Genomic DNA, 20,947 nt, shown 5'->3' with positions numbered 1-20,947 from the left:
CCCATGGCGACGAACGCGATCGACCAGACCCGCCGGATGCTGTCCCTGGTGACCTACCTCCGTGAGCGCCCCGGCGCCCGCGTCGGGGACGTCGCCCGCGCCTTCGGCATCACCGAGGACGAGCTGATCGCCGACCTCGACGTCCTGCCGATGTGCGGAACGAGCTTCCGCGGCGGCGACCTCCTGGACATCGACACCGACGGCGACCGCATCTGGTGGCACAACCCCGACGACGTCGCCGAGCCGCTGCGGCTGGCCGCCGACGAGGCGACCGCCCTGCTGGTCGCGGCCCGCGCGGTGGCCACCCTGCCCGGACTGCGCGAGGGCGACCGGCAGGCGCTGCTGCGGGCCACCGCCAAGCTGGAGGCGGCGGCCGGCGAGGCGGCCGGGGCCAGCTCCCGGCTCTCGGTGACCTTCGAATCCGAGGGCGGGGTGTTCGCCGACGTGGACCGCGCCATCGCCGAGCGGCGCCGGCTGTGGCTGCGCTACTACTCCCCGGCCCGCGACGAGCTGACCGAGCGCGAGGTGGACCCGATCCGGCTCTTCGCCGTCGGCCACACCTACGTGGAAGCCTGGTGCCGGCTCTCGGAGGCCCGCCGGACCTTCCGGCTCGACCGGGTCGCCGAGATCAAGCTGCTGGACGCGCCTGCCGACCCGCCCCCGGTCGAGCTGCGCGACCTCTCGGAGGGCCTGGTGCAGCCCGCGGCCGAGGACCCCGAGGTCTCCATCGAGGTCGGGCCCGGCGGCCGCTGGGTCGCCGAGTACTACCCGCACGACAGCGCCGAGGAGCTCCCCGACGGCGGGCTGCGCATCACCCTGCGCACCCCCGACCCGGCCTCGCTGCGGCGGCTGGCCCTGCGGCTGGGACGGGACGGCCGGATCGTGGCGCCGCAGGCGCTCGCGGACAGCGCCCGGCAGGCCGCCGAGCTGGCCCTCGCGGCGTACGGCGAGTGAGCGCGGTGAGCCGGGCACGCCGTGCGGCGCGGCGCGCAGGACGAGGCGGCGAAGGATGACGATGGCGACCCCCACCTTGACAGGCCGGACGGCTCCGGTGCTTTTCAAGGCAGCCTGCCCCGACTGCCGGGGCCGCTTCGAACTGGCCTCGGACGCCTTCCGGCTGGCCATCGGCGGCAGCAGCCGCACCACCTTCTACTCCTTCACCTGCCCCGACTGCCGCCGCGCGGTGCGCAAGCCGGCCGGCGAGCGGATCATCGAGCTGCTCACCGGCGGCGGGGTCCGCACGCTGCGGCTGCACACGGGCTGACCGTTAGGCTCGTTCCCATGCTCTGGCCCATGATCGCAATCGCCCTCGGCTTCGCCGGGATCGCCGTGCTCGGCGTCCTCGCCGTCCGCGTCTTCGTCGAAGTGCGACGGCTGGCCCGCCAGGTGGGAGCGACCTCGGAGCGGATTCAGCGGGCCAGCGAGGACCTGGAGCGGGCGGCACTGCCGCTCGCCTCCCGGGCACACGAGGCCGGCCGGGAGTGAGATGTCGCCGCCCGACTGTGCGCTCTGCTCCGCCGGAGGGCAGAGGGGTACGCTTCCTCTGCGGTTCATACAGCGCGGCGGTCCAGGCAATTCGGAAGATGCACGGGCATTGCCCGGCGTTCACCACCGAACGTTACGATCGAGCTAGCACCAGGACGCCAGTCCGACCCCATTCGGCAGGCACCACAGCAGACGCCGCCCCGGCGAGAAGGTAGTCGCAGATGTTCAGCAACTTGAGGGCCCCCGAGATTATTCTGATCCTCGTCGTCATTGTGCTGCTGTTCGGCGCGAAGAAGCTTCCGGACATGGCGCGTTCGCTCGGGAAGTCCGCTCGCATTCTCAAGAGCGAGGCCAAGGCGATGAAGAAGGAGGGCGACGCGGACGGTGGCGCCGCCTCCTCCTCCGAGGCTCCCTCCGATGCTGCTCAGCAGGCCCCTCGTACGATTCAGGCGGCTCCCGGTGACGTGAGCAGCTCGCGCCCCGTGGCCGAGCCGAACCGCACCAACCAGAGCTGACCGAACCGATCCAGTCACACCGACCCGGTCGGCGGCGGCTGCTGTACGAGACGAGGAAGTGGGTTGCCCAAGTCTGCCCGCAAGCAGGAGAAGGACCCCGAGGGGCGGATGCCGCTCGCGGCGCACCTGCGTGAGCTGCGCAACAGGCTGCTGAAATCGGTGCTGGCGATCATGGTCATCACCGCCGTCGCGATGTGGCAGTACGAAGCGATCGCGCACTTCGTCACCGGCCCGGTCATCGACTCGGTCGGCTGCCCCAAGGCGCCTACCGGCCCGCGCACCCACCCCTGCGCCCAGGTCGTGGCGAACGGTCTGCTCGCACCGTTCACGATCATGCTCAAGGTGTCCCTCACCACCGGCGTCGTCTTCTCCACCCCGGTGTGGCTCTACCAGCTCTGGGCCTTCCTCGCGCCGGGTCTCCACCGGCATGAGAAGAAGTACGCCCTCGGCTTCGTCGGTGCCGGTGTCCCGCTCTTCCTGGGCGGCGCGTACCTCGCCTACGCGGTCCTGCCGACCACCGCGGGCGCGCTGCTCGGCCTGACCCCCAGCGACTGGGCCAACCTCTTCCCCGCTGACGAGTTCTTCGACATCGTCACGCGCATGGTGCTGGTCTTCGGCCTGGCCTTCGAGCTTCCGCTGCTTCTGGTGCTGCTCAACTTCGGCGGCGTGCTCACCGGCAGCCGCATTCTGAGCTGGTGGCGGTTCATGGTGCTGGGCATCACGGTGTTCGCGGCCCTCGCCACGCCGACCGGTGATCCGCTGACCATGGGGCTGCTGGCCGCGCCGATCGTGGTGCTGTACTTCGGTGCCGTCGGCATCTGCCTCTTCAACGACCGTCGCCGTAAGTTCAGCAACCCGGACGCGGGGCTGAGTGACGACGAGGCCTCGGAACTCGACCTGACGCCCGGCGAGGTCGGGGAGATCGAGCCGGTGGCCTCCGGCCGGATGCTTCCGGGGCAGGCGAGTGGTGAGGCGGGCGACGGGGATGCGGGGCGTCGTGGGGGGTACGACGACTTCACGTGACCGGTGGGTGACGTTTCGTTTGTCTGCGGGGTGCGGTTGTGGCTGGGCGCGCAGTTCCCCGCGCCCCTTTGGGGGCGCGATCTGGTCGCCGTGTCGGGGTTGGTGCGGGCCCTGCGGGGCTGGCGCCGTACGGGGTTCGTGGTTGCCGCGGGGGTCGGAGGGGACGCACCGGGGCCCGTCCTCGGCGCGGGCGACGCGGGTCCATGGGATTGAGTGCCCCGGTGTTCGCTCCGGTCCTGCGGGCGGTCCCCGGTACATCCCCTCCGACCGTCCCCCGTTGCCGACTCCGGACCGGTGACACCGCGCGTCACAGCCATGACTCAGCCGCGCCCAAGCTGCGGGTGGGCTGAACCAGCTGCCTGCCAAGGGGATGCCGTACGGGTCTGCCGTAACGGTGATCGGTACGGCGGGTCAGTCGCGTACGGACGGCGGTCGGAGGGGATGTCCGGTGAGCCGCCCGCAGGACCCGGAGCGAACAACGGGGTGAAGAACCTCTGAGACCAGCATCGCCCGCGCCGAGGACGGCTTACCGGGCGTCCCCTCCGACCCACCACCCACCCGCCGTAGGCGAACGGCGCCCAGCCCACGGCAACCGGCGTCATAAAGATCGGGTCGTTGTCAGACCTGGCCGGTAGGCTCGTAAGCACGATGACCGAGGACATGTCCCCTGCTGAGCGCTATGCCGCCGCCAAGTTCCGGGCGGCCGAGCAGGCCACCGCACTCGCCCCTTTCCGTGAAATGTATGACTTCGGGCTGGATTCGTTCCAGGTCGAGGCGTGTCGGGCCCTGGAGGCCGGCAAGGGTGTGCTGGTCGCGGCCCCCACCGGATCTGGCAAGACGATCGTCGGCGAATTCGCCGTCCACCTGGCCCTGGAGCAGGGCAGAAAATGCTTCTACACCACGCCCATCAAGGCGCTGTCCAACCAGAAGTACCAGGATCTGGTGAAGCGGTACGGCGCCGAGAAGGTCGGTCTGCTGACCGGTGACAACAGCGTCAACTCCGAGGCTCCGGTGGTCGTGATGACCACCGAGGTGCTGCGGAACATGCTCTACGCCGGATCGCAGTCGCTGGTCGGCCTCGGCTATGTGGTCATGGACGAGGTGCACTATCTCTCCGACCGCTTCCGCGGCGCCGTATGGGAAGAGGTGATCATCCATCTTCCGGAGTCGGTGACGCTGGTGTCACTGTCGGCGACGGTGTCCAACGCCGAGGAGTTCGGCGACTGGCTGGACACCGTCCGGGGCGACACCGAAGTGATCGTGTCCGAGCACCGGCCGGTGCCGCTGTGGCAGCACGTCCTCGCGGGGCGCCGGATATACGACCTGTTCGAGGAGCGGGACGGGCGCAGCGGCGGGCGTCGTGAGGTCAACCCCGACCTGGAGCGGCTCGCGCGGATGGAGAACAGCCGGCCGACGTTCGGCCGGGACAAGCGCCGGGGCCGCAGCATGCGCGAGGCGGACCGGGAGCGGGAGCGGCGGCAGCGCGCCCGTATCTGGACGCCGAGCCGGCCGGAGGTCATCGACCGTCTCGACAACGAGGGCCTGCTGCCCGCGATCACCTTCATCTTCAGCCGGGCTGGCTGTGAGGCGGCCGTGCAGCAGTGCCTGGTGTCGGGCCTGCGGCTCAACGACCAGGAGGGCCGCGAGCAGGTCCGTCGCATAGTGGAGGCGCGGACGGCCGGGATTCCGGACGACGACCTGCATGTGCTGGGCTACTTCGAGTGGTTGGAGGGCCTGGAGCGGGGCATCGCCGCGCACCACGCCGGCATGCTGCCGACCTTCAAGGAGGTCGTCGAGGAACTGTTCGTGAAGGGCCTGGTGAAGGCCGTCTTCGCCACCGAGACCCTGGCGCTGGGCATCAACATGCCCGCGCGGTCGGTGGTGTTGGAGAAGCTGGTGAAGTGGAACGGCGAGCAGCACGCCGACATCACCCCCGGCGAGTACACCCAGCTGACCGGGCGGGCCGGACGCCGCGGTATCGACATCGAGGGCCACGCGGTGGTGCTGTGGCAGCGGGGGATGGACCCGGGCGCGCTGGCGGGGCTGGCCGGGACGCGGACCTATCCGCTGCGGTCCTCGTTCAAGCCGTCGTACAACATGGCGGTCAACCTCGTCTCGCAGTTCGGCAGGCACCGTTCGCGGGAGCTGCTGGAGATGTCCTTCGCGCAGTTCCAGGCCGACAAGTCGGTGGTCGGGATCTCGCGGCAGGTGCAGAAGAACGAGGAGGGGCTGGAGGGTTACCGCGGCTCGATGACCTGCCACCTCGGGGACTTCGAGGAATACTCCGCGCTGCGGCGGCAGTTGAAGGACCGTGAGACGGAGCTGGCCAAGCAGGGCGCGGCACAGCGGCGGGTGGCGGCCGCGGCGGCGCTGGAGAAGCTGAAGCCCGGCGATGTCATCCATGTGCCGACCGGCAAGTACGCGGGGCTCGCGCTGGTCCTCGACCCCGGGATGCCGTCGGGGCGGACGAACGGCCACCGCGGCTTCGAGGCGCAGGACGGCCCGCGGCCGCTGGTGCTGACCGCCGAGCGGCAGGTCAAGCGGCTGGCCTCGATCGACTTCCCGGTGCCGGTCAAGGCGCTGGACCGGATGCGGATTCCCAAGTCGTTCAACGCCCGCAGCCCGCAGTCGCGCCGTGATCTGGCCTCCGCGCTGCGGACCAAGGCCGGTCATATGGTGCCGTCGCGGCATCGTAAGCCCCGCGCTGAGGCCGCCGACGACCGCGAGATCGGCCGGCTGCGGACGGAGATCCGGGCGCACCCCTGCCACGGCTGTGCCGAGCGGGAGGATCACGCCCGCTGGGCGGAGCGCTATCACCGGCTGCTGCGCGACACCCACCAGCTGGAGCGCCGGATCGAGGGCCGGACGAACACCATCGCCCGTACCTTCGACCGGATCTGTGCGCTGCTGACCGGGTTGGATTACCTCGAAGGCGACACCGTCACCGACGAGGGCCGGCGGCTGGCCCGGCTCTACGGCGAGCTGGATCTGCTGGCGAGCGAGTGTCTGCGCGAGGGCGTCTGGGAGGGGCTGGGCCCGGCGGAGCTGGCGGCCTGTGCCTCGGCGCTGGTGTACGAGGCGCGGCAGGCGGATGACGCGGTGGCGCCCAAGCTGCCGGCCGGCAAGGCCAAGGACGCGCTGGGCGAGATGGTCCGCATCTGGGGCCGGCTGGATGCCCTGGAGGAGGATCACAAGATCAACCAGGCGGAGGGCGTCGGCCAGCGGGAGCCGGACCTCGGCTTCGCCTGGGCCGCCTACCGCTGGGCCTCCGGCTTCGGCCTGGACGAGGTGCTGCGCGAGGCGGAGATGCCGGCCGGTGACTTCGTCCGCTGGTGCAAGCAGCTGATCGACGTCCTCGGCCAGATCGCGGCCGCGGCCCCGCCCGGCGGCACGGTCGCCCACACGGCCCGCAAGGCCATGGACGGGGTGCTGCGCGGCGTGGTGGCGTACTCGTCGGTGGGCTGAGGGGCGATCAGGGCCGCCGGGACGGCCCGAGCGGTGCGGCGCCGCACCCCGTACGGACGGGGTGCGGCGCCGCGTGCCGTAGTAGTGGCTGCCCTCGTGGTCGAAGGCCGGGGAGGGGCAGGGGGAGCCGGAACCGTAGGCGAACAGCACACAGGCATGGGTGGGGCCTCGTCTTCTCGTGGATCAGGCGCCAATTCCCGGCGCGGGAGGTGGAGTTCAGGGGCCGACGGGATACGGACAGGCCGTCTGCCGGGCCGGGCCGGGCCGGGGCGGTGCCGGGCGGAGGGAACCGGCTGGGGCTCTGCCGGAAAAACCGGTGCCGTGTTGCCGGTCCGGTGGAACGCTGGCGGCATGATTGATCACATCGCGATCCAGGTGGCGGACGTTCCGGCGAGTGCGGCCTTCTACGACCGCGCCCTTGCCCCGCTGGGGGCCCGACGGACCAAGGAATTCGGCGAGTTCGTCAGCTTCGGCACCACCGGGCACAGCCTCTGGCTGGTCCCCGCGGGCGACGGCGGTCCCGTCCGGGAGGTGCACCTCGCCTTCGCCGCGCCCGACCGTGCGGCGGTCGACGCCTTCCACGCGGCCGCCGTCGCGGCCGGCGCCGAGTCCCTGCACGCCCCACGGCTGTGGCCGGAGTACCACGCGGCGTACTACGGGGCGTTCGTCCGTGACCCCGACGGCAACAACGTCGAAGCGGTCTGCCATACGCCGTAGACGGGCTGCCCGGGGCGGCGGATACGGCCCCCGTCCGGGGGAAGGGGCTGTGAGGGAGCAGGGGAGGGCCCGTAGGGGGAGAGGGGGCCCCGGCACTGTCGGATAGCTGGACTATCTAGCATGGGGCAATGGTCAGGCCGGGTGCGGGACCCGGGCGGTGCGAACGCCGGGGACGGACCCGGCGAGGGGGAGGTGGCGGATGCGCATCGGGGAGCTGAGTCGCGAGACGGGGGTCGCGATCCCGACGATCAAGTACTACGTCCGCGAGGGGCTGTTGCCCGCGGGGCGGCTCACCAGCCCGAATCAGGCCCGCTACGACGTCGGCCATGTCCGCCGGCTGCGGCTGATCCGCGGGATGATCGACGTCGGGGGGCTCTCGGTGTCGGCCGTGCGGGAGGTGCTGGCCGCCGTCGACTCACCGGCGGAGTCGGTCCACAAGGTCCTCGGCGCGGCGCAGGAGGCCATCACCCCGCGGCCGGCGGTCGCGCCGACGGGGATGGAGCAGGCGCGGCGGACGGTCGCCGAGCTGGTCCGCCGCCGGGGCTGGCGGATCGAACCGGACGACCCGTCCGCCGAGAAGCTGGCCCTCGCGCTGGCCACCTTCCGGGGCGTCGGGCACGGCGAGTTCGAGGAGGTCGTCGACGACTACGCGGTGGCCTGCGAGCGGGTGGCCGCCGCCGATCTGGCCTGGGCGGGACGCCATGCCGAGGTCGAGGTGCTGGTGGAGAGCGTCGTGGTGGGGACGGTCCTGGGGGATGCGGTGCTCACGGCGATGCGGCGGCTCGCGCATGTGGACGCGTCGGCCCGTAGGTTCGAGGACGCCACGGAGGGGTGAGGGGGCCGGGGAGGGCGGTCGGTGGCGTGCGTCAGGCGCCGGAGTCCGGACTGTACGTCCGGTGCGCGGCCTTCTCAGGCCTGCGGTGAGGTGGTGGGCCCGCCCCCGGCGAGGAGTTCGCCGGTGGCGGGCCCGTGCTGTGCCTCCGGGTCAGGAGGCCGCCGCCGCGGTGGTCTCCTGCTCGGCCTCGACCTGCTGGTTCCACTCGCTCTTGGAGGCCTGCCAGCCGTCCTCGTTGTGACCGGTGCGCCAGTAGCCGGAGATGGACAGCGCCTCGCGGGGGACCCCGTGCTCGACGCGGAGCAGCCGCCGCAGTTCCTTCACGAAGCCGGCCTCGCCGTGCACGAAGGCCTGGACCCGGCCGGACGGGAACTCCAGCGCCCGGACGGCGGCGACCAGTTCACGGCCCACGGGGGCGCCGCCGCGGTACAGCCAGCGGGTCTCGGCGCCGGCCGGGACGTCCAGCTCCTGGCGCTCCTCGGGGCCGGCCACCTCGATGAAGGCGTGCACCGGCACCCCGGCCGGCATCCGGGCGAGCGAGGCCGCGATGGCCGGCAGGGCGCTCTCGTCGCCCGCCAGCAGATGCCAGTCGGCACCGGCCTCCGGGACGTACGCGCCGCCGGGGCCGAGCAGGAGGATCTCCTCGCCCGGCCGGGCCGCGGCCGCCCAGGGCCCGGCCAGGCCCTCGTCGCCGTGCACCACGAAGTCCACCGTCATCTCGCGGGTCGCGGCGTCCCAGGCGCGCACGGTGTACGTACGGGTGCTGGGCCACTGGGCGCGCGGGAAGTCGGCGCGGATCTGGGCGATGTCGAACGGCTCGGGATAGACGACGCCGGGCTGCGGGAACACGAGCTTGACGTAATGGTCGGAGTACGCGCCCGCCGCGAACTCCGCCAGCCCTTCGCCGCCCAGCACGACCCGGACCATGTGCGGGGTGAGCTGTTCGGTGCGCTGCACCCGGGCGCGGTGCACGGTGGGCTTCTTGCGGGACGGACGCTCTGCTGCCACGGCAATCTCCCCTGACGCCAAAGTTATTAGGTATACCTAACCTAACAGTTCATCGGCGGAGTGTGAGGAGCAGGCGGTGCAGGGAGCCGCCCAGCCCCCACTGTGCGGCGAGTGCCTCCAGGCGCTCGGGGTCGGCCGGTTCGGCGGGCAGGGCGTGGTCGACGGCGGGGACGGGCACGTCGGAGGCCACCTTCACGACCTTCGGGGCGACCGCCAGATAGGGGCGCGCCTCCAGCAGCCGCTTGCGCTGGGCGGGGGTCACCTTCGAGGCCGGGTCCTCGGCGGCGGCCAGGATGCCCGCCAGGTCGCCGTAGGTGGCCAGCAGCTTGGCGGCGGTCTTCTCGCCGATCCCCGGGACGCCGGGCAGGCCGTCGCTGGGGTCGCCGCGCAGCAGCGCCAGATCGGCGTAGCCGGGACCGTCCACGCCGTACTTCTCGCGCAGCAGCGCCTCGTCGGTGACCTGGAGGGTGCCGACGCCCTTGAGCGGATACAGGATGCGGATGCCGCGCCGGTCGTCGACGAGCTGGAAGAGGTCGCGGTCGCCGGTGACGATGTCCACCGGGCCGGCGGCCTGTGCGGTCAGGGTGCCGATGACGTCGTCGGCCTCGTAGCCGTCCGCTCCGATACGGGCGATGCCCAGCGCGTCCAGGACCTCCTCGATGACCGGGACCTGCGGCGACAGGGTGTCGGGGATCTCCTCCTCGTCGGGCTCGGCGGAGCCGGCCGGGGCTTCCTCGGCGACCCGGTGCGCCTTGTAGGAGGGGATCAGGTCGACCCGCCACTGGGGGCGCCAGTCGAAGTCCATGCAGGCGACCAGGTCATCGGGGTGGTGGTCCTGGACGAGCCGGGCGATGAAGTCCAGCAGGCCGCGCACCGCGTTCACCGGGGTGCCGTCCGGGGCCTTGACTGATTCCGGTACCCCGAAATAGGCGCGGAAGTAGAGCGAGGCGGTGTCGAGGAGCATCAGGCGTCGATTCACCCCCCGCATCTTGCCGTATGCCCCTTACGTCACACCGGTGTGAGCCGGATCACCGTCGTGTTTGAGCCAGATAAAGAGGGGCAGGCGCGCAGCCGGGAGTGGACCCGGTCGAGATTCAACTATTCGACCGGTAAAAGGCGGGCCGAACCCGCGCCGCTCCACGACCTGGCTACGGGGGTGGCAGGTCGTTCCCCGCACAACAAGAGAGGCATATGTGTCCAGGCTTCAAGCCGAGCACCTGTACAAGGTGTTCGGCAGACGACCCGAGGACGCGGTCCGCGCACTCGAAGCCGGCGCGAGCCGGGACGAGTTGCGGGCCGAAGGCACCACCGCCGCGGTGATCGACGCGTCGATCGAGGTGGACGAGGGCCAGATCTTCGTCGTCATGGGTCTGTCCGGGTCCGGCAAGTCCACCCTGCTGCGGATGCTCAACGGGCTGCTGGAGCCGACCGCCGGAACCGTCCGGATCGACGGCCAGGACCTCACCTCGCTCAGCGACAAGGAACTGCGCAAGGTCCGCTCCGAGAAGATCTCCATGGTCTTCCAGCACTTCGCGCTCTTCCCGCACCGCAGTGTGCTGGAGAACGCCGCCTACGGGCTGGAGGTGCAGGGCGTCCCGCGCGCCGAGCGCACCAGGCGCGCCACCGAGGCACTGGAACTCACCGGACTCAAGGGCTGGGAGAAGTCCTGGCCCGACGAGCTGTCCGGCGGGATGCAGCAGCGGGTGGGCCTGGCCAGGGCACTGGCCACCGATGCCGACCTGCTGCTGATGGACGAGTCCTTCAGCGCGCTCGACCCGCTGATCCGCCGCGACATGCAGGACCAGCTGCTGGAACTCCAGAAGACCCTGAAGAAGACCATCGTCTTCATCACCCACGACCTCAACGAGGCGATGCGCCTCGGCGACCGGATCGCGGTGATGCGGGACGGGCGGATCGTGCAGACCGGCAGCGCCGAGGACATCCTCGTCACGCCGGCCAACGACTACGTCGCCTCCTTCACCCAGGACGTGGACCGGGCGCGGGTGCTGACCGCGGGCGCGGTCATGGCCGAGGTCGGGACCGTGCTCGGGGCGACCACCCCGGAGGGCGGCAAGCTCGGCACCGCGGCGGAGTTCCGGGCCGCGGCGCCCGCCACCGTCGGCGTGGACACCCCGCTGGCCGAGCTGTTCACACCCTGCTCGACCAGCGGTGTTCCGGTCGCGGTGACCGATGAGCACGGAGAGCTGGTCGGTGCGGTGACGGCCGAACGGCTGCTCGCCGTGCTCGGCGAGGCGGACCGGCAGGACCCGGCCGGCGGGGTTCCCGCCCCGGCCGCCGGCGGCACGGCGGTGACGCTCGGCAAGACCCCCGCGGCGGACGCGCCGGCCGGAAACGAGCCCGAGGACAAGGTGAACGCCGGTGCCTAGGATTCAGATGGGCAGCTGGGCGGAGACCGCCGTCAACTGGCTGCGTGACAACCTCGACTGGCTCTTCACCCTCATCACGAAGGTGCTGAACGGTCTCTACGACGGGATTCACACCGTCCTCGCCGGCCCCGAGCCGCTGCTGCTGGCCGGCATCTTCGCGGTGCTCGCCTGGTGGCTGCGCGGGCTGCCGGCCGCCGCCCTCGCCTTCCTCGGCTTCGCCCTGATCGACTCGGTCGAACAGTGGGGCCCGACCATCGAGTCGCTCTCGCTGGTGCTGGTGGCCTGCCTGATCACCGTCGTGGTCGCGGTGCCGCTCGGTATCTGGGCGGCCCGCAGCCGGGTCGTCGGCGGGGTGCTGCGCCCGGTCCTCGACCTGATGCAGACGATGCCGGCGATGGTCTACCTCATCCCCGGCATCCTCTTCTTCGGCCTCGGTGTCGTCCCCGGCATCGTCGCCACCATCGTCTTCGCCATGCCGCCCGCGGTCCGGATGACCGAACTCGGCATCCGGCAGGTCGACGGGGAACTGGTCGAGGCGGCCGAGGCGTTCGGCACCCACCCGCGGCGCACGCTCTTCCGCGTCCAGCTGCCGCTGGCGCTGCCCACGATCATGGCCGGTATCAACCAGGTCATCATGCTGGCGCTGTCCATGGTCGTCATCGCCGGCATGGTCGGCGGCGGCGGTCTCGGTGCGTCCGTCTACAACGCGATCAGCTCGGTCGACGTGGCGCTGGGCGCCGAGTCCGGCATCGCGGTCGTCATCCTCGCCATGTACCTGGACCGGATGACCGGCGCGCTCAACCAGCGGGTCTCCCCGCTCGGCCGGCGGGCGCTGGCCAAGGCGCAGGCCACGCTCGGCGGACTGAAGTTCCTCCACTGGCGGCCCGCCACCTCCGTGGCCATGGTCGGCATCGTCGTGCTGGCGCTGCTCGCCGGCGGGATGGGCTACCTCGGCAAGGGCGACGGCCGGTCCGGCGGCGGCAACGGCCGTCCGGTCAGCCTCGGCTACGTCAACTGGGACGAGGGCAAGGCCACCACGTACCTCTGGAAGGAGATCCTGGAGCAGCGCGGCTACAAGCCCAGGGTCCAGGCCCTGGAGGCCGGCCCGCTGTTCGCCGGGCAGGCCCGGGGTGACATCGACGTCCAGACCAACGCCTGGCTGCCGACCACCCACGCCTCCTACTGGAAGAAGTACCAGGACAAGCTGGAGGACCTCGGCACCTGGTACGACAAGACCTCCCTGGAGATCGCGGTCCCGTCCTACATGAAGGGCGTCAAGACCCTCGACGACCTCAAGGGCCGGGGCGGCGAGTTCGACGGCAAGATCACCGGCATCGAGCCGGGCGCCGGCGAGATGAAGATCCTCAAGGACAAGGTCCTCAAGGACTACGGCCTGGGCGGCGAGTACCAGGTCCAGGAGTCCAGCACCTCGTCCATGCTCACCGAGCTGGACCGCTCGCTGCACGCGAAGAAGCCGATCGCGGTCACCCTGTGGTCGCCGCACTGGGCGTACGACAAGTACAAGCTCACCAAGCTCAAGGACCCCAAGGGCTCCTTCGGCTCCGGTGACGGCCTGCACCTGCTGGGCCGCAAGGGCTTCGCCAAGGACGAGCCCGAGGTCGCCAGGTGGATGAAGAAGTTCCACCTGGACGAGAAGCAGCTCACCAGCCTTGAGAACGACATCAAGGACGCCGGTCAGGGCCATGAGCAGGAGGGCGTGCGCACCTGGCTGAAGAAGCATCCCGGCCTGGTCGACAAGGTCGCGCCGTCCGCCGACGCCGCCTACGCGAAGGGCAAGGACGCCGGGAAGGCACCGAACATCGGCTACCCCGCGTGGGACGAGGGCATCGCCACCACGTACCTGTGGAAGAACGTCCTGGAGAAGCGCGGCTACAAGCCGAACATCCGCAACCTCGACGTCGGGCCGATGTGGACCGGACTGTCCACGGGCCAGATCGATGTGGAGACGGACGGCTGGCTGCCGGTCGCGCAGAAGCAGTACTGGGACAAGTACAAGAAGGACCTGGTCGACGTCGGCCCCTGGTACGACAAGACCTCGCTGGAGATCGCGGTGCCGTCCTACGTCAAGGGCGTCAAGACCATGGACGATCTGCGGGAGCACAAGGACGAGTTCCAGGGCAAGATCATCGGAATCGAGCCGGGCACCGGCGAGATGAAGCGCCTCAAGGACACCGTCGCCCCGGCCTACGGGCTCCAGGACTTCGAGGTCACCTCGGCCGGCACCAGCGCCATGCTGACGGAGCTGGACCGGGCGTACCGCAAGAAGGAGCCCGTCGCGGTGGTGCTGTGGTCGCCGCACTGGGCGTACAGCAAGTACAAGCTCACCAAGCTCGCCGACCCCAAGGGCACCTGGGGCGCCAACAACCAGATCAAGACGCTCGGCCACAAGAGCTTCCCCAAGAAGTTCCCGGAGTTCCACGGCTGGCTGAAGAACTGGAAGATGACCCCCGAGCAGCTCGGCAGCCTGGAGCAGGACATCCAGGACGCCGGCAAGGGCAACGAGAACAAGGGCGTCGAGAAGTGGATCGGTGACCACCCGGGCATCGTCGACAAGATGGCGCCGGTGAAGTAGCCGCGTACGGCACGCGGTTCGCGTCCGCGCGGGCCGCGCCGCCGTGCGGCCCACCCGTGTGAGGAGGCGGGCCCCGCCCCCGGCAGTCGCCGGGCGGCGGGGCCCGTCGCTGTGTGTGCCGGCGGCGGATCACCCGACCGGCGGCGTGTGCGGCGCGGCGGGGTGGGTCAGGTGATTCGCTCAGCAGTGTCCCCGCTTTTTCCTGAGGGGCCGCCGTGCGCGCGGCCGGCGAAGGAGATGACCGTGAAGCCCGCACACCCCGTCGCCGTCACCCTGCTCTGCGCCGCAGCCCTGGGGCTCGCCGCGCCGTCCGCCGAGGCCCGGGTCGACCCGGACCCGGTGGTGGCCGGGCAGCGGGTGCGCATCAGCGACGGCAGCCGGTGCGACCCGGCGCGCGGGGTGCGGGCCTCGTCGCGCCTGTTCGGCACCGTGGCGCTGCGGGCGGGGGAGCGCGGGATGGCCGCCCGGACCCGGGTCGCCGAGGGGACCGCGCCGGGCCGCTACCCCGTCACCATCCACTGCGCGGCGGGCGGGGCGAGCTTCACCGAGACCGTCACCGTGCGCGACGGCCGGGTCGAGGGGGTGAACGCCACCCAGGCGGCCGGCGGGCTGGCGCTGCTCGCGCTCGCCACCGGGGCGGCGTTCTGGCTGCGGCGCACGGTCGGCGGGCGCTCCTGAGCCGGGCCGCGGGCTGACGCCGGTGTGCTGACGGCGCGGGGGCGGGCGCGTACGGTGAGCGGATGACCGGTCACCGTTCCCCGCGGCGCGTGGTGTCCCTGGTGCCGTCGCTCACCGAGGCGGTGGCGGAGTGTGCGCCGGACCTGCTGGTCGGGGTCACCGACTGGTGCAGCCATCCCGCCGGGCTCGGCGCCGCCCGGATCGGCGGCACGAAGAACCCCGACGTCGCCGGGATCGTGGCGCTGGCGCCCGACCTGGTGATCGCCAACGAGGAGGAGAACCGTCCGCAGGACCTGGCCACGCTCCGGGCCGCCGGGCCGGACGTCCTGGTCACCGAGGTGCGGACGCTGGACCAGGCCTGGCGCGAACTGGAGCGGGTCCTGGTGGCGGGCTGCGGACTGCCCCGGCCCGGCTGGCTGGAGGACGCCGAGGCCGCCTGGCGGGCGTTGCCGCCCCCGGCGGTGGAGCGGACGGCGGTGGTCCCGGTCTGGCGCCGGCCGTGGATGGTGCTGGGGCGGGACACCTTCGCCGGTGATCTGCTGGCCCGGCTGGGCGTCCGGAACCACTACGCGGACCACGCCGACCGCTACCCCCGTATCCCGCTCGACGAACTGAACGCCGCCCCCGCCGATCTCGTGGTGCTGCCCGACGAGCCCTACCGCTTCAGCGCCGAGGACGGCCCCGAGGCCTTTCCCGGGCTGCCCGCCGCGCTGGTCAGCGGCCGCTTTCTGACCTGGTACGGGCCGTCGCTGGTGCGGGCCCCGGCCGTACTGGCGCGGGCGCTGGCCGGGGCCCGGTGAGGGAGCGGGGGACGGCTACGGCGTGACCGGCCGGGGCGGGCTCAGCAGCTGTCCGCGGGCCAGGCCGCCGGCGGTGCGGGCACCGGCCACCGCCACCGCCGCCACCAGGGCCGCGAACAGCGCCGCGGCCAGCCAGTCCCAGGCGCCGACACCGGTGTGCCGGGCCAGGCCGGCCGCGCCGGTGACGCAGGTCCCGAGGGGGAAGGTGAAGCCCCACCAGGTCATCGAGAAGCCCATACCGCGGCGGAACGCGCGGACCACCAGTGCGCCGGTCAGCGTCAGCCAGAGCAGCGCGAAGCCCATCACCGGGACGCCGTAGAGCACCGCGAAGGCGCCCATGGCGTGGGCGGTGGTGGCGTCCACGACGCCCGGTGCGGCATCGGCGAGGTGGTTCACGGCGGTGGTGGACTGGCCCAGCGGGCCGAGCACGAGGAACAGCGTGGGGGTGAGCGCCAGGGGGAGCGGACCGTGGTGGAGCAGCCGGGACACGACGAGCGGCAGCACCAGCAGCGTGGCCAGCAGCGACATCCCGAACAGGGCGTAGCAGACGAACAGCAGGGTCCGCTGCGCCTGCCCGGCCGGCAGATGCGGTACCAGGGCCGGGCCGAGCGCCGCCGAGACCATGGGCGCGACCAGCGGCAGCAGCCAGACGGGGGAGGCGCTGCCGGGCTCGATCCGGTGCCGGGTCACCATCAGGTACGGGATCACCGCGGCGGTCGCCAGCCCGGTCAGGGTGCCCGCGGTCCACAGCACGGCGTCGGCGGCCACCGCGGCCGGTGTGCCGATGACGTCCCGGCCCACCGCGAGGGTGCCGCCGCCGACCGCCAGCAGCGCCATGGCCAGGCAGCCGTAGAACGGGGCGACGGCCGGGTCGAGCAGATGGCGGCGTGCCTGGTCGCGGTGGCGGGCCCAGTGCACGGCTCTGGCGGCCAGCAGCACCGGGAGTATCAGCGCGGACAGCGCCCAGAACGCCTGGTACACGAGGCGCGGGCCGGGCGCGGTGAGCGGCAGGGCGGCGCCGGCGCTCGCGACGATCGCGGTGCCCATGACGGTGGCGTACCAGTTCGGTCTGAGCTGGCGGACCGAGGCCCGGCCCGGGGCCGGCGGGGTGCCGGGCGCGGTGGTGCCGGTACGGGAAGGTGCTTGCGCGAGGGTTGCCATGAGACCAGCGTCGTCGTCCCTCGCACCCGCCACCAGGGACCTTGTGTCTATGAGGGCATAACCTGGGGTTATGTGCAGGGGGATTGATGGGTGACGGGGACGAGCCCGCCGTGTCGCTGGCGCACCGGGTCCCGGATCTGGGCGCGTTGGAGCTGCTGCTCGCCGTGGCCCGGCTCGGGAGTCTGGGGCGGGCGGCCCGTGCGCGGGGCATCACCCAGCCCGCCGCCAGCAGCCGTATCCGGTCCATGGAGCGGCAGTTGGGGGTGGCGCTGGTGGAGCGCTCGCCGCGCGGCTCCCGGCTGACGGACGCCGGTGTGCTGGTGACGGACTGGGCGCGGCGGGTGGTGGAGGCGGCCGAGGCGTTCGACGCGGGGGCGCAGGCGCTGCGCGGGCGGCGCGATTCCCGGCTGCGGGTCGCGGCCAGCATGACGATCGCCGAGTATCTGCTGCCGGGCTGGCTGATCGCGCTGCGCGCGCGGCGGCCGGACACCGCCGTGTCGCTGCTGGCGGGCAACTCCAGCGTGGTCGCCGAGCGGTTGCTGGCGGGCGCGGCGGATCTCGGTTTCGTGGAGGGGCTGGAGGTGCCGTCGGGGCTGGACGGGGCGGTCATCGGTCAGGACCGGCTGATCGTGGTCGCCGCCCCGTCCCACCCCTGGACCAGGCGCCGTACGGAGCTGACCGCCGCCGAACTCGCCGCCACCCCGCTGATCCTGCGCGAGCGCGGTTCCGGGACCCGCCAGGTGCTGGACGCGGCGCTCGCCCGGCACGGCGGCCTGGCCGATCCGCTCCTGGAACTCGCCTCGACCACCGCCGTGAAGGCGGCGGTGGTGAGCGAGGCGGCGCCGTCCGTCCTCAGCGAACTCGCCGTCGGTGAGGAGCTGACCGCGCGCCGGCTGGTGGAGATCCCGGTACGCGGGCTGCGGCTGGGCCGTGCGCTGCGCGCCGTGTGGCCCACGGGGCAGCGGCCCGCGGGCCCGGCCCGCGAACTGCTCGGGCTGACCCGCGGCGCGTCCTGAACGCCGGTGCTCCTGGCGGCCGGGGAGAGGGGCCGCCAAGCCGTGAACCACGGCTGCGCCGGGCGCTCACTCCGCCGGGGACGTCCCGCGTGCCGCGGCGACCAGCGCCTCCATCACCCGGGTGTCCTCCCCGGCCTCCGGGTGCCACTGCACCGCCAGCGCGAAGCCGTAGGCGCCCGGGAGTTCCAGCGCCTCGATGGTGCCGTCCTCCGCGTGCGCCGAGACCAGCAGCCCGCGGCCGATCCGGTCCACGGCCTGGTGGTGGTAGGTCGGCACGGCGACCGGCTCGGGCAGCGTACGGCCCAGCAGGGTGCCGGGGACCGGCTTGATCTCGTGCTCCGCGAAGACCCCGGGGGGCCCGGAGTGTCCGTCGAGGTGCTGGATGAGGGTGCCGCCCAGCGCCACGTTGAGCAGCTGGAGCCCCCGGCAGATGCCCAGCAGCGGGACGCCGCCCGCCAGCGCGGCCTCGATCAGGGCCAGTTCCCAGGCGTCCCGGTCGAGGGCGGGCGGGCCGGTGCGGGGGTGTGGCTCCGCGCCGTAGCGGGCCGGCTGGACGTCCGCGCCGCCGGCGACCACCAGACCGTCCAGGCGGGCGACGGTCGCTGCGGCGGTGGCCGGATCGCCCGGCGGCAGCAGCGCGGGCAGCCCGCCCGAGCGCTGCACCATCGCGGGGTACCCGGCGGGCACCAGCGCGGCGGGCAGCGTCCACACCCCCCACCGGGCCTCCTCCTGGTAGGTGCTGATGCCGATGAGGGGCTGGGACATGCGGTGTGGTCCTCCGTGGGTGGGGGTGGGTGCGGGGACGGGACGGGCCGGCCGGGAGGTCCCGGCCGGCCGTGGTGTCCCGGGGGTGCCGGTCAGTCGCGTGCGAGTTCGGCCTCCGCCGCCGCCAGCGCCGCGAACTCCTCCTCGGGCGCGGTGGCCACCAGCCGGTGCCGGGAGTAGAAGGCGAAGTAGGCGAGCGCCACGACGTAGACGCCGAGGGCGATGAAGGCGGCTTCCTTGTCGACCAGGAACGTCGCCACCAGCGCCGAGCAGGCCAGGACGAAGGCGACGGTCGAGGTCACCATGCCGCCGGGGGTGCGGTAGGGCCGGGCGAGGCCGGGTTCGCGGCGGCGCAGCACGATGTGCGAGAGCGCCATCAGCGCGTAGGAGATGGTGGCGCCGAAGACCGCGACATTGAGCATCCGGGCCCCGTCGCCGGTGGCCGCGGCCAGCGCGAAGCCCAGTGCGCCGGGCACCAGCAGGCCCAGGTAGGGGGCCTTGCGGCGGCTGGTCAGGGAGAGGAAGCGGGGCAGGTAGCCGGCCCGGGAGAGCGCGAACAGCTGGCGCGAACCGGCGAAGATGAGGGAGAAGAAGGAGGCCACCAGGCCCGCGAGACCGGCGTAGTTGACGACCCGGCTGACGGTGGTCGGCTTGCCGTCCGGCTGCAGTGCCTGGACCAGCGGATCGCCCACCGACTGGATCGCCGCCGAGCCGCGTGCGCCGGTCGCGGCGACAAAGGTGATCAGCGCGAGCAGCAGCAGGATGCCCATCGCGGCGGCCATCGCCTTGGGCAGCGAACGGGCCGGGTCCTTGGTCTCCTCGGCCGCCAGCGGCACGCCCTCGACACCCAGGAAGAACCACATGCCGAACGGGAAGGCCGCCCAGATCCCCAGCAGGCCGAACGGCAGCCAGGAGCTGGCCCCGAAGGCGCCCTCCTTGACGGGGATGTCGTTGAGCGCGTCGACATGGAACTCGGTCAGCGCGGCCAGTGCGAAGACGACCAGCGCGGCGACCGCGACGGCCGTGACGATCAGGCTGAAGCGCAGGGCCTCGCCCACGCCCCACAGATGGATGCCGATGAAGATCACGAAGCAGGCGAGATAGACCGGCCAGCTGGAGTGCAGCCCGAAGAGGCCGAGCGATTCGACGTAGTCACCGATGAAAATGGAGATCGCGGCGGGTGCCAGCACATACTCGATGAGGATGGCGGTGCCGGTCAGAAAGCCGCCCCAGGTACCCAGGGCGCGCCGGGCGAAGCCGTAGCCGCCGCCCGCGGTCGGCAGGATGGAGGCCAGCTCCGCCAGCGCGAAGACCAGACAGGTGTACATCAGGCCCATCAGGACGGCGGCGATCGCCAGGCCGCCGAAGCCGCCCTGGGCCAGACCGTTGTTCCAGCCCGAGAAGTCGCCGGAGACGACATAGGCGACGCCCAGGCCGGTCAGCAGCAGGGGGCCCGCGCTGCCGCGGCGGAGGGTCCGGCGCTCCAGATAGGTCTCGTCGGGCGATGTGCTGCCGGTGGCCCCGAGGGGCGGTGCGGTCTGCGATTCCGTGTTGTCGGCCATGAGCCGCTCCTGCCTCGCCGAGGGGGGAAATCGAGCAAAGGTTCAGCGGCATACCTTTGCTCTGGGGAGCGGTCCAGCGCAAGACCCGTGCGTAAAAGAATGGTTAACCCGGGCCCACGGACCGGCCGCCGCCCGGTGTCTCACGGCGGCGGCGCGGTCAGGAAGCCCCGCAGCAGCGCCGCGGTCCCGCAGCAGTGCTCCCGCATCACCTCGCGTGCCCCGTCCGCATCGCCCTCCAGCACCGCCTCGACCAGTGCGGTGTGCTGGGTCTGTGAATGCTCCAGGTTCCTGACCAGCAGCGGAATGCAGTCCAGAAGATCATTCACCCGCGCCCGCACCGCCGCGTACTGCGCCGCCAGCGACGGCGAGCCGGACAGCTCGGCGAGCGTCAGGTGCAGCAGGGTGTCGCGCCTGCGGTAGTCGGCGAGCGGGGCGTCCTGGGTCGCCGCGAGCGCCGCCCGCAGCCGGCCGCTCTGCTCGCCGGACAGCCCGTGGGCCGCGCACAGCCCCGCCGCGCCCACCTCCAGCACCTCCCGGAAGTGCAGGGTGTCCTCGACGTCGACCTTCTCGGTCCGGCGCCGCAGCTCGGCCTCGCCCGGGTTCTCCGTGCGCACCCGGACGAACGTGCCGCCGTAGCGCCCGCGCCGGCTCTCCACCAGGCCCTCGTCCTGCAGGACCTTCAGCACCTCGCGCAGGGTGACCCGGCTGATCTGCAGCCGCTCCGCCAACTCCCGCTCGGCGGGCAGCCGTTCGCCCTGGGGCACCAGGCCGAGCCGGACGATCTGGAGTATCTGTTCCAGGGCTTCCTCGAATCCGTTGCCCGCCCGCACCGGTCGCAGCACCGGTGCCAGCCGATCAGCCGCACTCTCCATCGACACCCCTTCCCAATCAATGGTTCGTGTGCCTACCTTATGACCTCCGGATGCAGTGACAGGAG

Annotated in this window: 19 protein-coding genes; 13 read left to right on the top strand and 6 right to left on the bottom strand. The window is 72.2% G+C overall.

Translation table 11 applies throughout. The annotated features are described in order from the left end of the window. Window positions 1-3 precede the first annotated feature (3 nt). The 8 genes from ACGFN2_RS16325 (at window position 4) to ACGFN2_RS16290 (ending at window position 8,040) form a co-directional block, all read left to right on the top strand. Window positions 4-954, top strand: coding sequence for a helix-turn-helix transcriptional regulator (locus ACGFN2_RS16325; RefSeq protein ID WP_386432036.1), 951 nt, complete (start codon window positions 4-6; stop codon window positions 952-954). A gap of 55 nt (window positions 955-1,009) precedes the next feature. After that, on the top strand, window positions 1,010-1,264 hold the full coding sequence (locus tag ACGFN2_RS16320; RefSeq protein WP_362608004.1) for a hypothetical protein: 255 nt from the start codon (window positions 1,010-1,012) through the stop codon (window positions 1,262-1,264). A gap of 17 nt (window positions 1,265-1,281) precedes the next feature. Further along, on the top strand, window positions 1,282-1,485 hold the full coding sequence (locus ACGFN2_RS16315; protein WP_362608006.1) for a hypothetical protein: 204 nt from the start codon (window positions 1,282-1,284) through the stop codon (window positions 1,483-1,485). 221 nt (window positions 1,486-1,706) lie between these two features. After that, window positions 1,707-2,000 (top strand): Sec-independent protein translocase subunit TatA, encoded by a 294-nt coding sequence (tatA, locus tag ACGFN2_RS16310; RefSeq protein ID WP_362608008.1) that lies wholly within the window; start codon window positions 1,707-1,709, stop codon window positions 1,998-2,000. A gap of 63 nt (window positions 2,001-2,063) precedes the next feature. Continuing rightward, window positions 2,064-3,023, top strand: coding sequence for a twin-arginine translocase subunit TatC (gene tatC, locus ACGFN2_RS16305; RefSeq protein WP_393360730.1), 960 nt, complete (start codon window positions 2,064-2,066; stop codon window positions 3,021-3,023). A gap of 648 nt (window positions 3,024-3,671) precedes the next feature. Next, complete coding sequence (locus ACGFN2_RS16300) at window positions 3,672-6,488, top strand: DEAD/DEAH box helicase (protein WP_393360728.1); 2,817 nt, start codon at window positions 3,672-3,674, stop codon at window positions 6,486-6,488. A 351-nt stretch (window positions 6,489-6,839) separates the two neighbouring features. Next, window positions 6,840-7,205, top strand: coding sequence for a VOC family protein (locus ACGFN2_RS16295; RefSeq protein ID WP_362608014.1), 366 nt, complete (start codon window positions 6,840-6,842; stop codon window positions 7,203-7,205). A 199-nt stretch (window positions 7,206-7,404) separates the two neighbouring features. After that, a complete protein-coding gene (locus ACGFN2_RS16290; protein WP_362608016.1) occupies window positions 7,405-8,040 on the top strand; it encodes a MerR family transcriptional regulator in 636 nt (211 codons plus the stop codon). A 150-nt stretch (window positions 8,041-8,190) separates the two neighbouring features. On the opposite strand, the gene ACGFN2_RS16285 is transcribed toward ACGFN2_RS16290, so the two are convergent. Continuing rightward, window positions 8,191-9,048 (bottom strand): siderophore-interacting protein, encoded by an 858-nt coding sequence (locus ACGFN2_RS16285; protein WP_393360725.1) that lies wholly within the window; start codon window positions 9,046-9,048, stop codon window positions 8,191-8,193. Window positions 9,049-9,097: 49 nt separating this feature from the next. Further along, on the bottom strand, window positions 9,098-10,012 hold the full coding sequence (locus tag ACGFN2_RS16280; RefSeq protein ID WP_362608067.1) for a 5'-3' exonuclease: 915 nt from the start codon (window positions 10,010-10,012) through the stop codon (window positions 9,098-9,100). Window positions 10,013-10,241: 229 nt separating this feature from the next. Between ACGFN2_RS16280 and ACGFN2_RS16275 the strand changes: the two genes are divergently transcribed. From ACGFN2_RS16275 to ACGFN2_RS16260, 4 genes are all read left to right on the top strand, one after another. Then, window positions 10,242-11,435 (top strand): glycine betaine/L-proline ABC transporter ATP-binding protein, encoded by a 1,194-nt coding sequence (locus ACGFN2_RS16275; protein ID WP_393360723.1) that lies wholly within the window; start codon window positions 10,242-10,244, stop codon window positions 11,433-11,435. Further along, on the top strand, window positions 11,428-14,028 hold the full coding sequence (locus tag ACGFN2_RS16270) for an ABC transporter permease/substrate binding protein (protein WP_362608022.1): 2,601 nt from the start codon (window positions 11,428-11,430) through the stop codon (window positions 14,026-14,028). The genes ACGFN2_RS16275 and ACGFN2_RS16270 overlap by 8 nt, the downstream gene beginning before the upstream one ends. 237 nt (window positions 14,029-14,265) lie before the next feature. After that, window positions 14,266-14,706, top strand: coding sequence for a hypothetical protein (locus ACGFN2_RS16265; RefSeq protein ID WP_393360721.1), 441 nt, complete (start codon window positions 14,266-14,268; stop codon window positions 14,704-14,706). Between the two features lie 62 nt (window positions 14,707-14,768). Then, entirely contained in the window at window positions 14,769-15,506 is a 738-nt protein-coding gene (locus ACGFN2_RS16260) for a helical backbone metal receptor (RefSeq protein ID WP_393360719.1), read from the top strand. Between the two features lie 15 nt (window positions 15,507-15,521). Here ACGFN2_RS16260 and ACGFN2_RS16255 read toward each other — a convergent pair whose 3' ends face one another. Next, window positions 15,522-16,667: a TDT family transporter gene (locus tag ACGFN2_RS16255; protein WP_393360717.1), complete on the bottom strand. Its 1,146-nt coding sequence runs from the start codon at window positions 16,665-16,667 to the stop codon at window positions 15,522-15,524. 86 nt (window positions 16,668-16,753) lie between these two features. On the opposite strand from ACGFN2_RS16255, the gene ACGFN2_RS16250 reads away from it, so the two are divergent. Next, entirely contained in the window at window positions 16,754-17,683 is a 930-nt protein-coding gene (locus ACGFN2_RS16250; protein WP_393360716.1) for a LysR family transcriptional regulator, read from the top strand. Window positions 17,684-17,749: 66 nt separating this feature from the next. On the opposite strand, the gene ACGFN2_RS16245 is transcribed toward ACGFN2_RS16250, so the two are convergent. The 3 genes from ACGFN2_RS16245 to ACGFN2_RS16235 form a co-directional block, all read right to left on the bottom strand. Continuing rightward, complete coding sequence (locus tag ACGFN2_RS16245; RefSeq protein WP_362608032.1) at window positions 17,750-18,448, bottom strand: gamma-glutamyl-gamma-aminobutyrate hydrolase family protein; 699 nt, start codon at window positions 18,446-18,448, stop codon at window positions 17,750-17,752. A 92-nt stretch (window positions 18,449-18,540) separates the two neighbouring features. Further along, window positions 18,541-20,010 carry an ethanolamine permease gene (eat, locus tag ACGFN2_RS16240; protein WP_393360715.1) on the bottom strand — a complete coding sequence of 490 codons (1,470 nt, stop codon included), beginning with the start codon at window positions 20,008-20,010 and terminating at the stop codon, window positions 18,541-18,543. Window positions 20,011-20,150: 140 nt separating this feature from the next. After that, window positions 20,151-20,882, bottom strand: a complete 732-nt coding sequence (locus ACGFN2_RS16235) for a FadR/GntR family transcriptional regulator (RefSeq protein ID WP_393360713.1) — start codon at window positions 20,880-20,882, stop codon at window positions 20,151-20,153. Between the last annotated feature and the right edge of the window lie 65 nt (window positions 20,883-20,947).

Source organism: Streptomyces sp. NPDC048612 (assembly GCF_043199295.1).
In the GTDB taxonomy this organism is placed as follows: domain Bacteria; phylum Actinomycetota; class Actinomycetes; order Streptomycetales; family Streptomycetaceae; genus Streptomyces.
This window is presented reverse-complemented; position numbering and strand designations above follow the sequence as displayed.

Bases quoted from the DNA above. Each gene is read 5' to 3' on its own strand.
- ACGFN2_RS16325 (WP_386432036.1), top strand. From the start codon at position 4: ATGGCGACGAACGCGATCGACCAGACCCGCCGGATGCTGTCCCTGGTG.
- ACGFN2_RS16320 (WP_362608004.1), top strand. From the start codon at position 1,010: ATGACGATGGCGACCCCCACCTTGACAGGCCGGACGGCTCCGGTGCTT.
- ACGFN2_RS16315 (WP_362608006.1), top strand. From the start codon at position 1,282: ATGCTCTGGCCCATGATCGCAATCGCCCTCGGCTTCGCCGGGATCGCC.
- tatA (WP_362608008.1), top strand. From the start codon at position 1,707: ATGTTCAGCAACTTGAGGGCCCCCGAGATTATTCTGATCCTCGTCGTC.
- ACGFN2_RS16300 (WP_393360728.1), top strand. From the start codon at position 3,672: ATGACCGAGGACATGTCCCCTGCTGAGCGCTATGCCGCCGCCAAGTTC.
- ACGFN2_RS16295 (WP_362608014.1), top strand. From the start codon at position 6,840: ATGATTGATCACATCGCGATCCAGGTGGCGGACGTTCCGGCGAGTGCG.
- ACGFN2_RS16290 (WP_362608016.1), top strand. From the start codon at position 7,405: ATGCGCATCGGGGAGCTGAGTCGCGAGACGGGGGTCGCGATCCCGACG.
- ACGFN2_RS16280 (WP_362608067.1), bottom strand. From the start codon at position 10,012: ATGCTCCTCGACACCGCCTCGCTCTACTTCCGCGCCTATTTCGGGGTA.
- ACGFN2_RS16265 (WP_393360721.1), top strand. From the start codon at position 14,266: ATGACCGTGAAGCCCGCACACCCCGTCGCCGTCACCCTGCTCTGCGCC.
- ACGFN2_RS16260 (WP_393360719.1), top strand. From the start codon at position 14,769: ATGACCGGTCACCGTTCCCCGCGGCGCGTGGTGTCCCTGGTGCCGTCG.
- ACGFN2_RS16255 (WP_393360717.1), bottom strand. From the start codon at position 16,667: ATGGCAACCCTCGCGCAAGCACCTTCCCGTACCGGCACCACCGCGCCC.
- ACGFN2_RS16250 (WP_393360716.1), top strand. From the start codon at position 16,754: ATGGGTGACGGGGACGAGCCCGCCGTGTCGCTGGCGCACCGGGTCCCG.
- ACGFN2_RS16245 (WP_362608032.1), bottom strand. From the start codon at position 18,448: ATGTCCCAGCCCCTCATCGGCATCAGCACCTACCAGGAGGAGGCCCGG.
- eat (WP_393360715.1), bottom strand. From the start codon at position 20,010: ATGGCCGACAACACGGAATCGCAGACCGCACCGCCCCTCGGGGCCACC.
- ACGFN2_RS16235 (WP_393360713.1), bottom strand. From the start codon at position 20,882: ATGGAGAGTGCGGCTGATCGGCTGGCACCGGTGCTGCGACCGGTGCGG.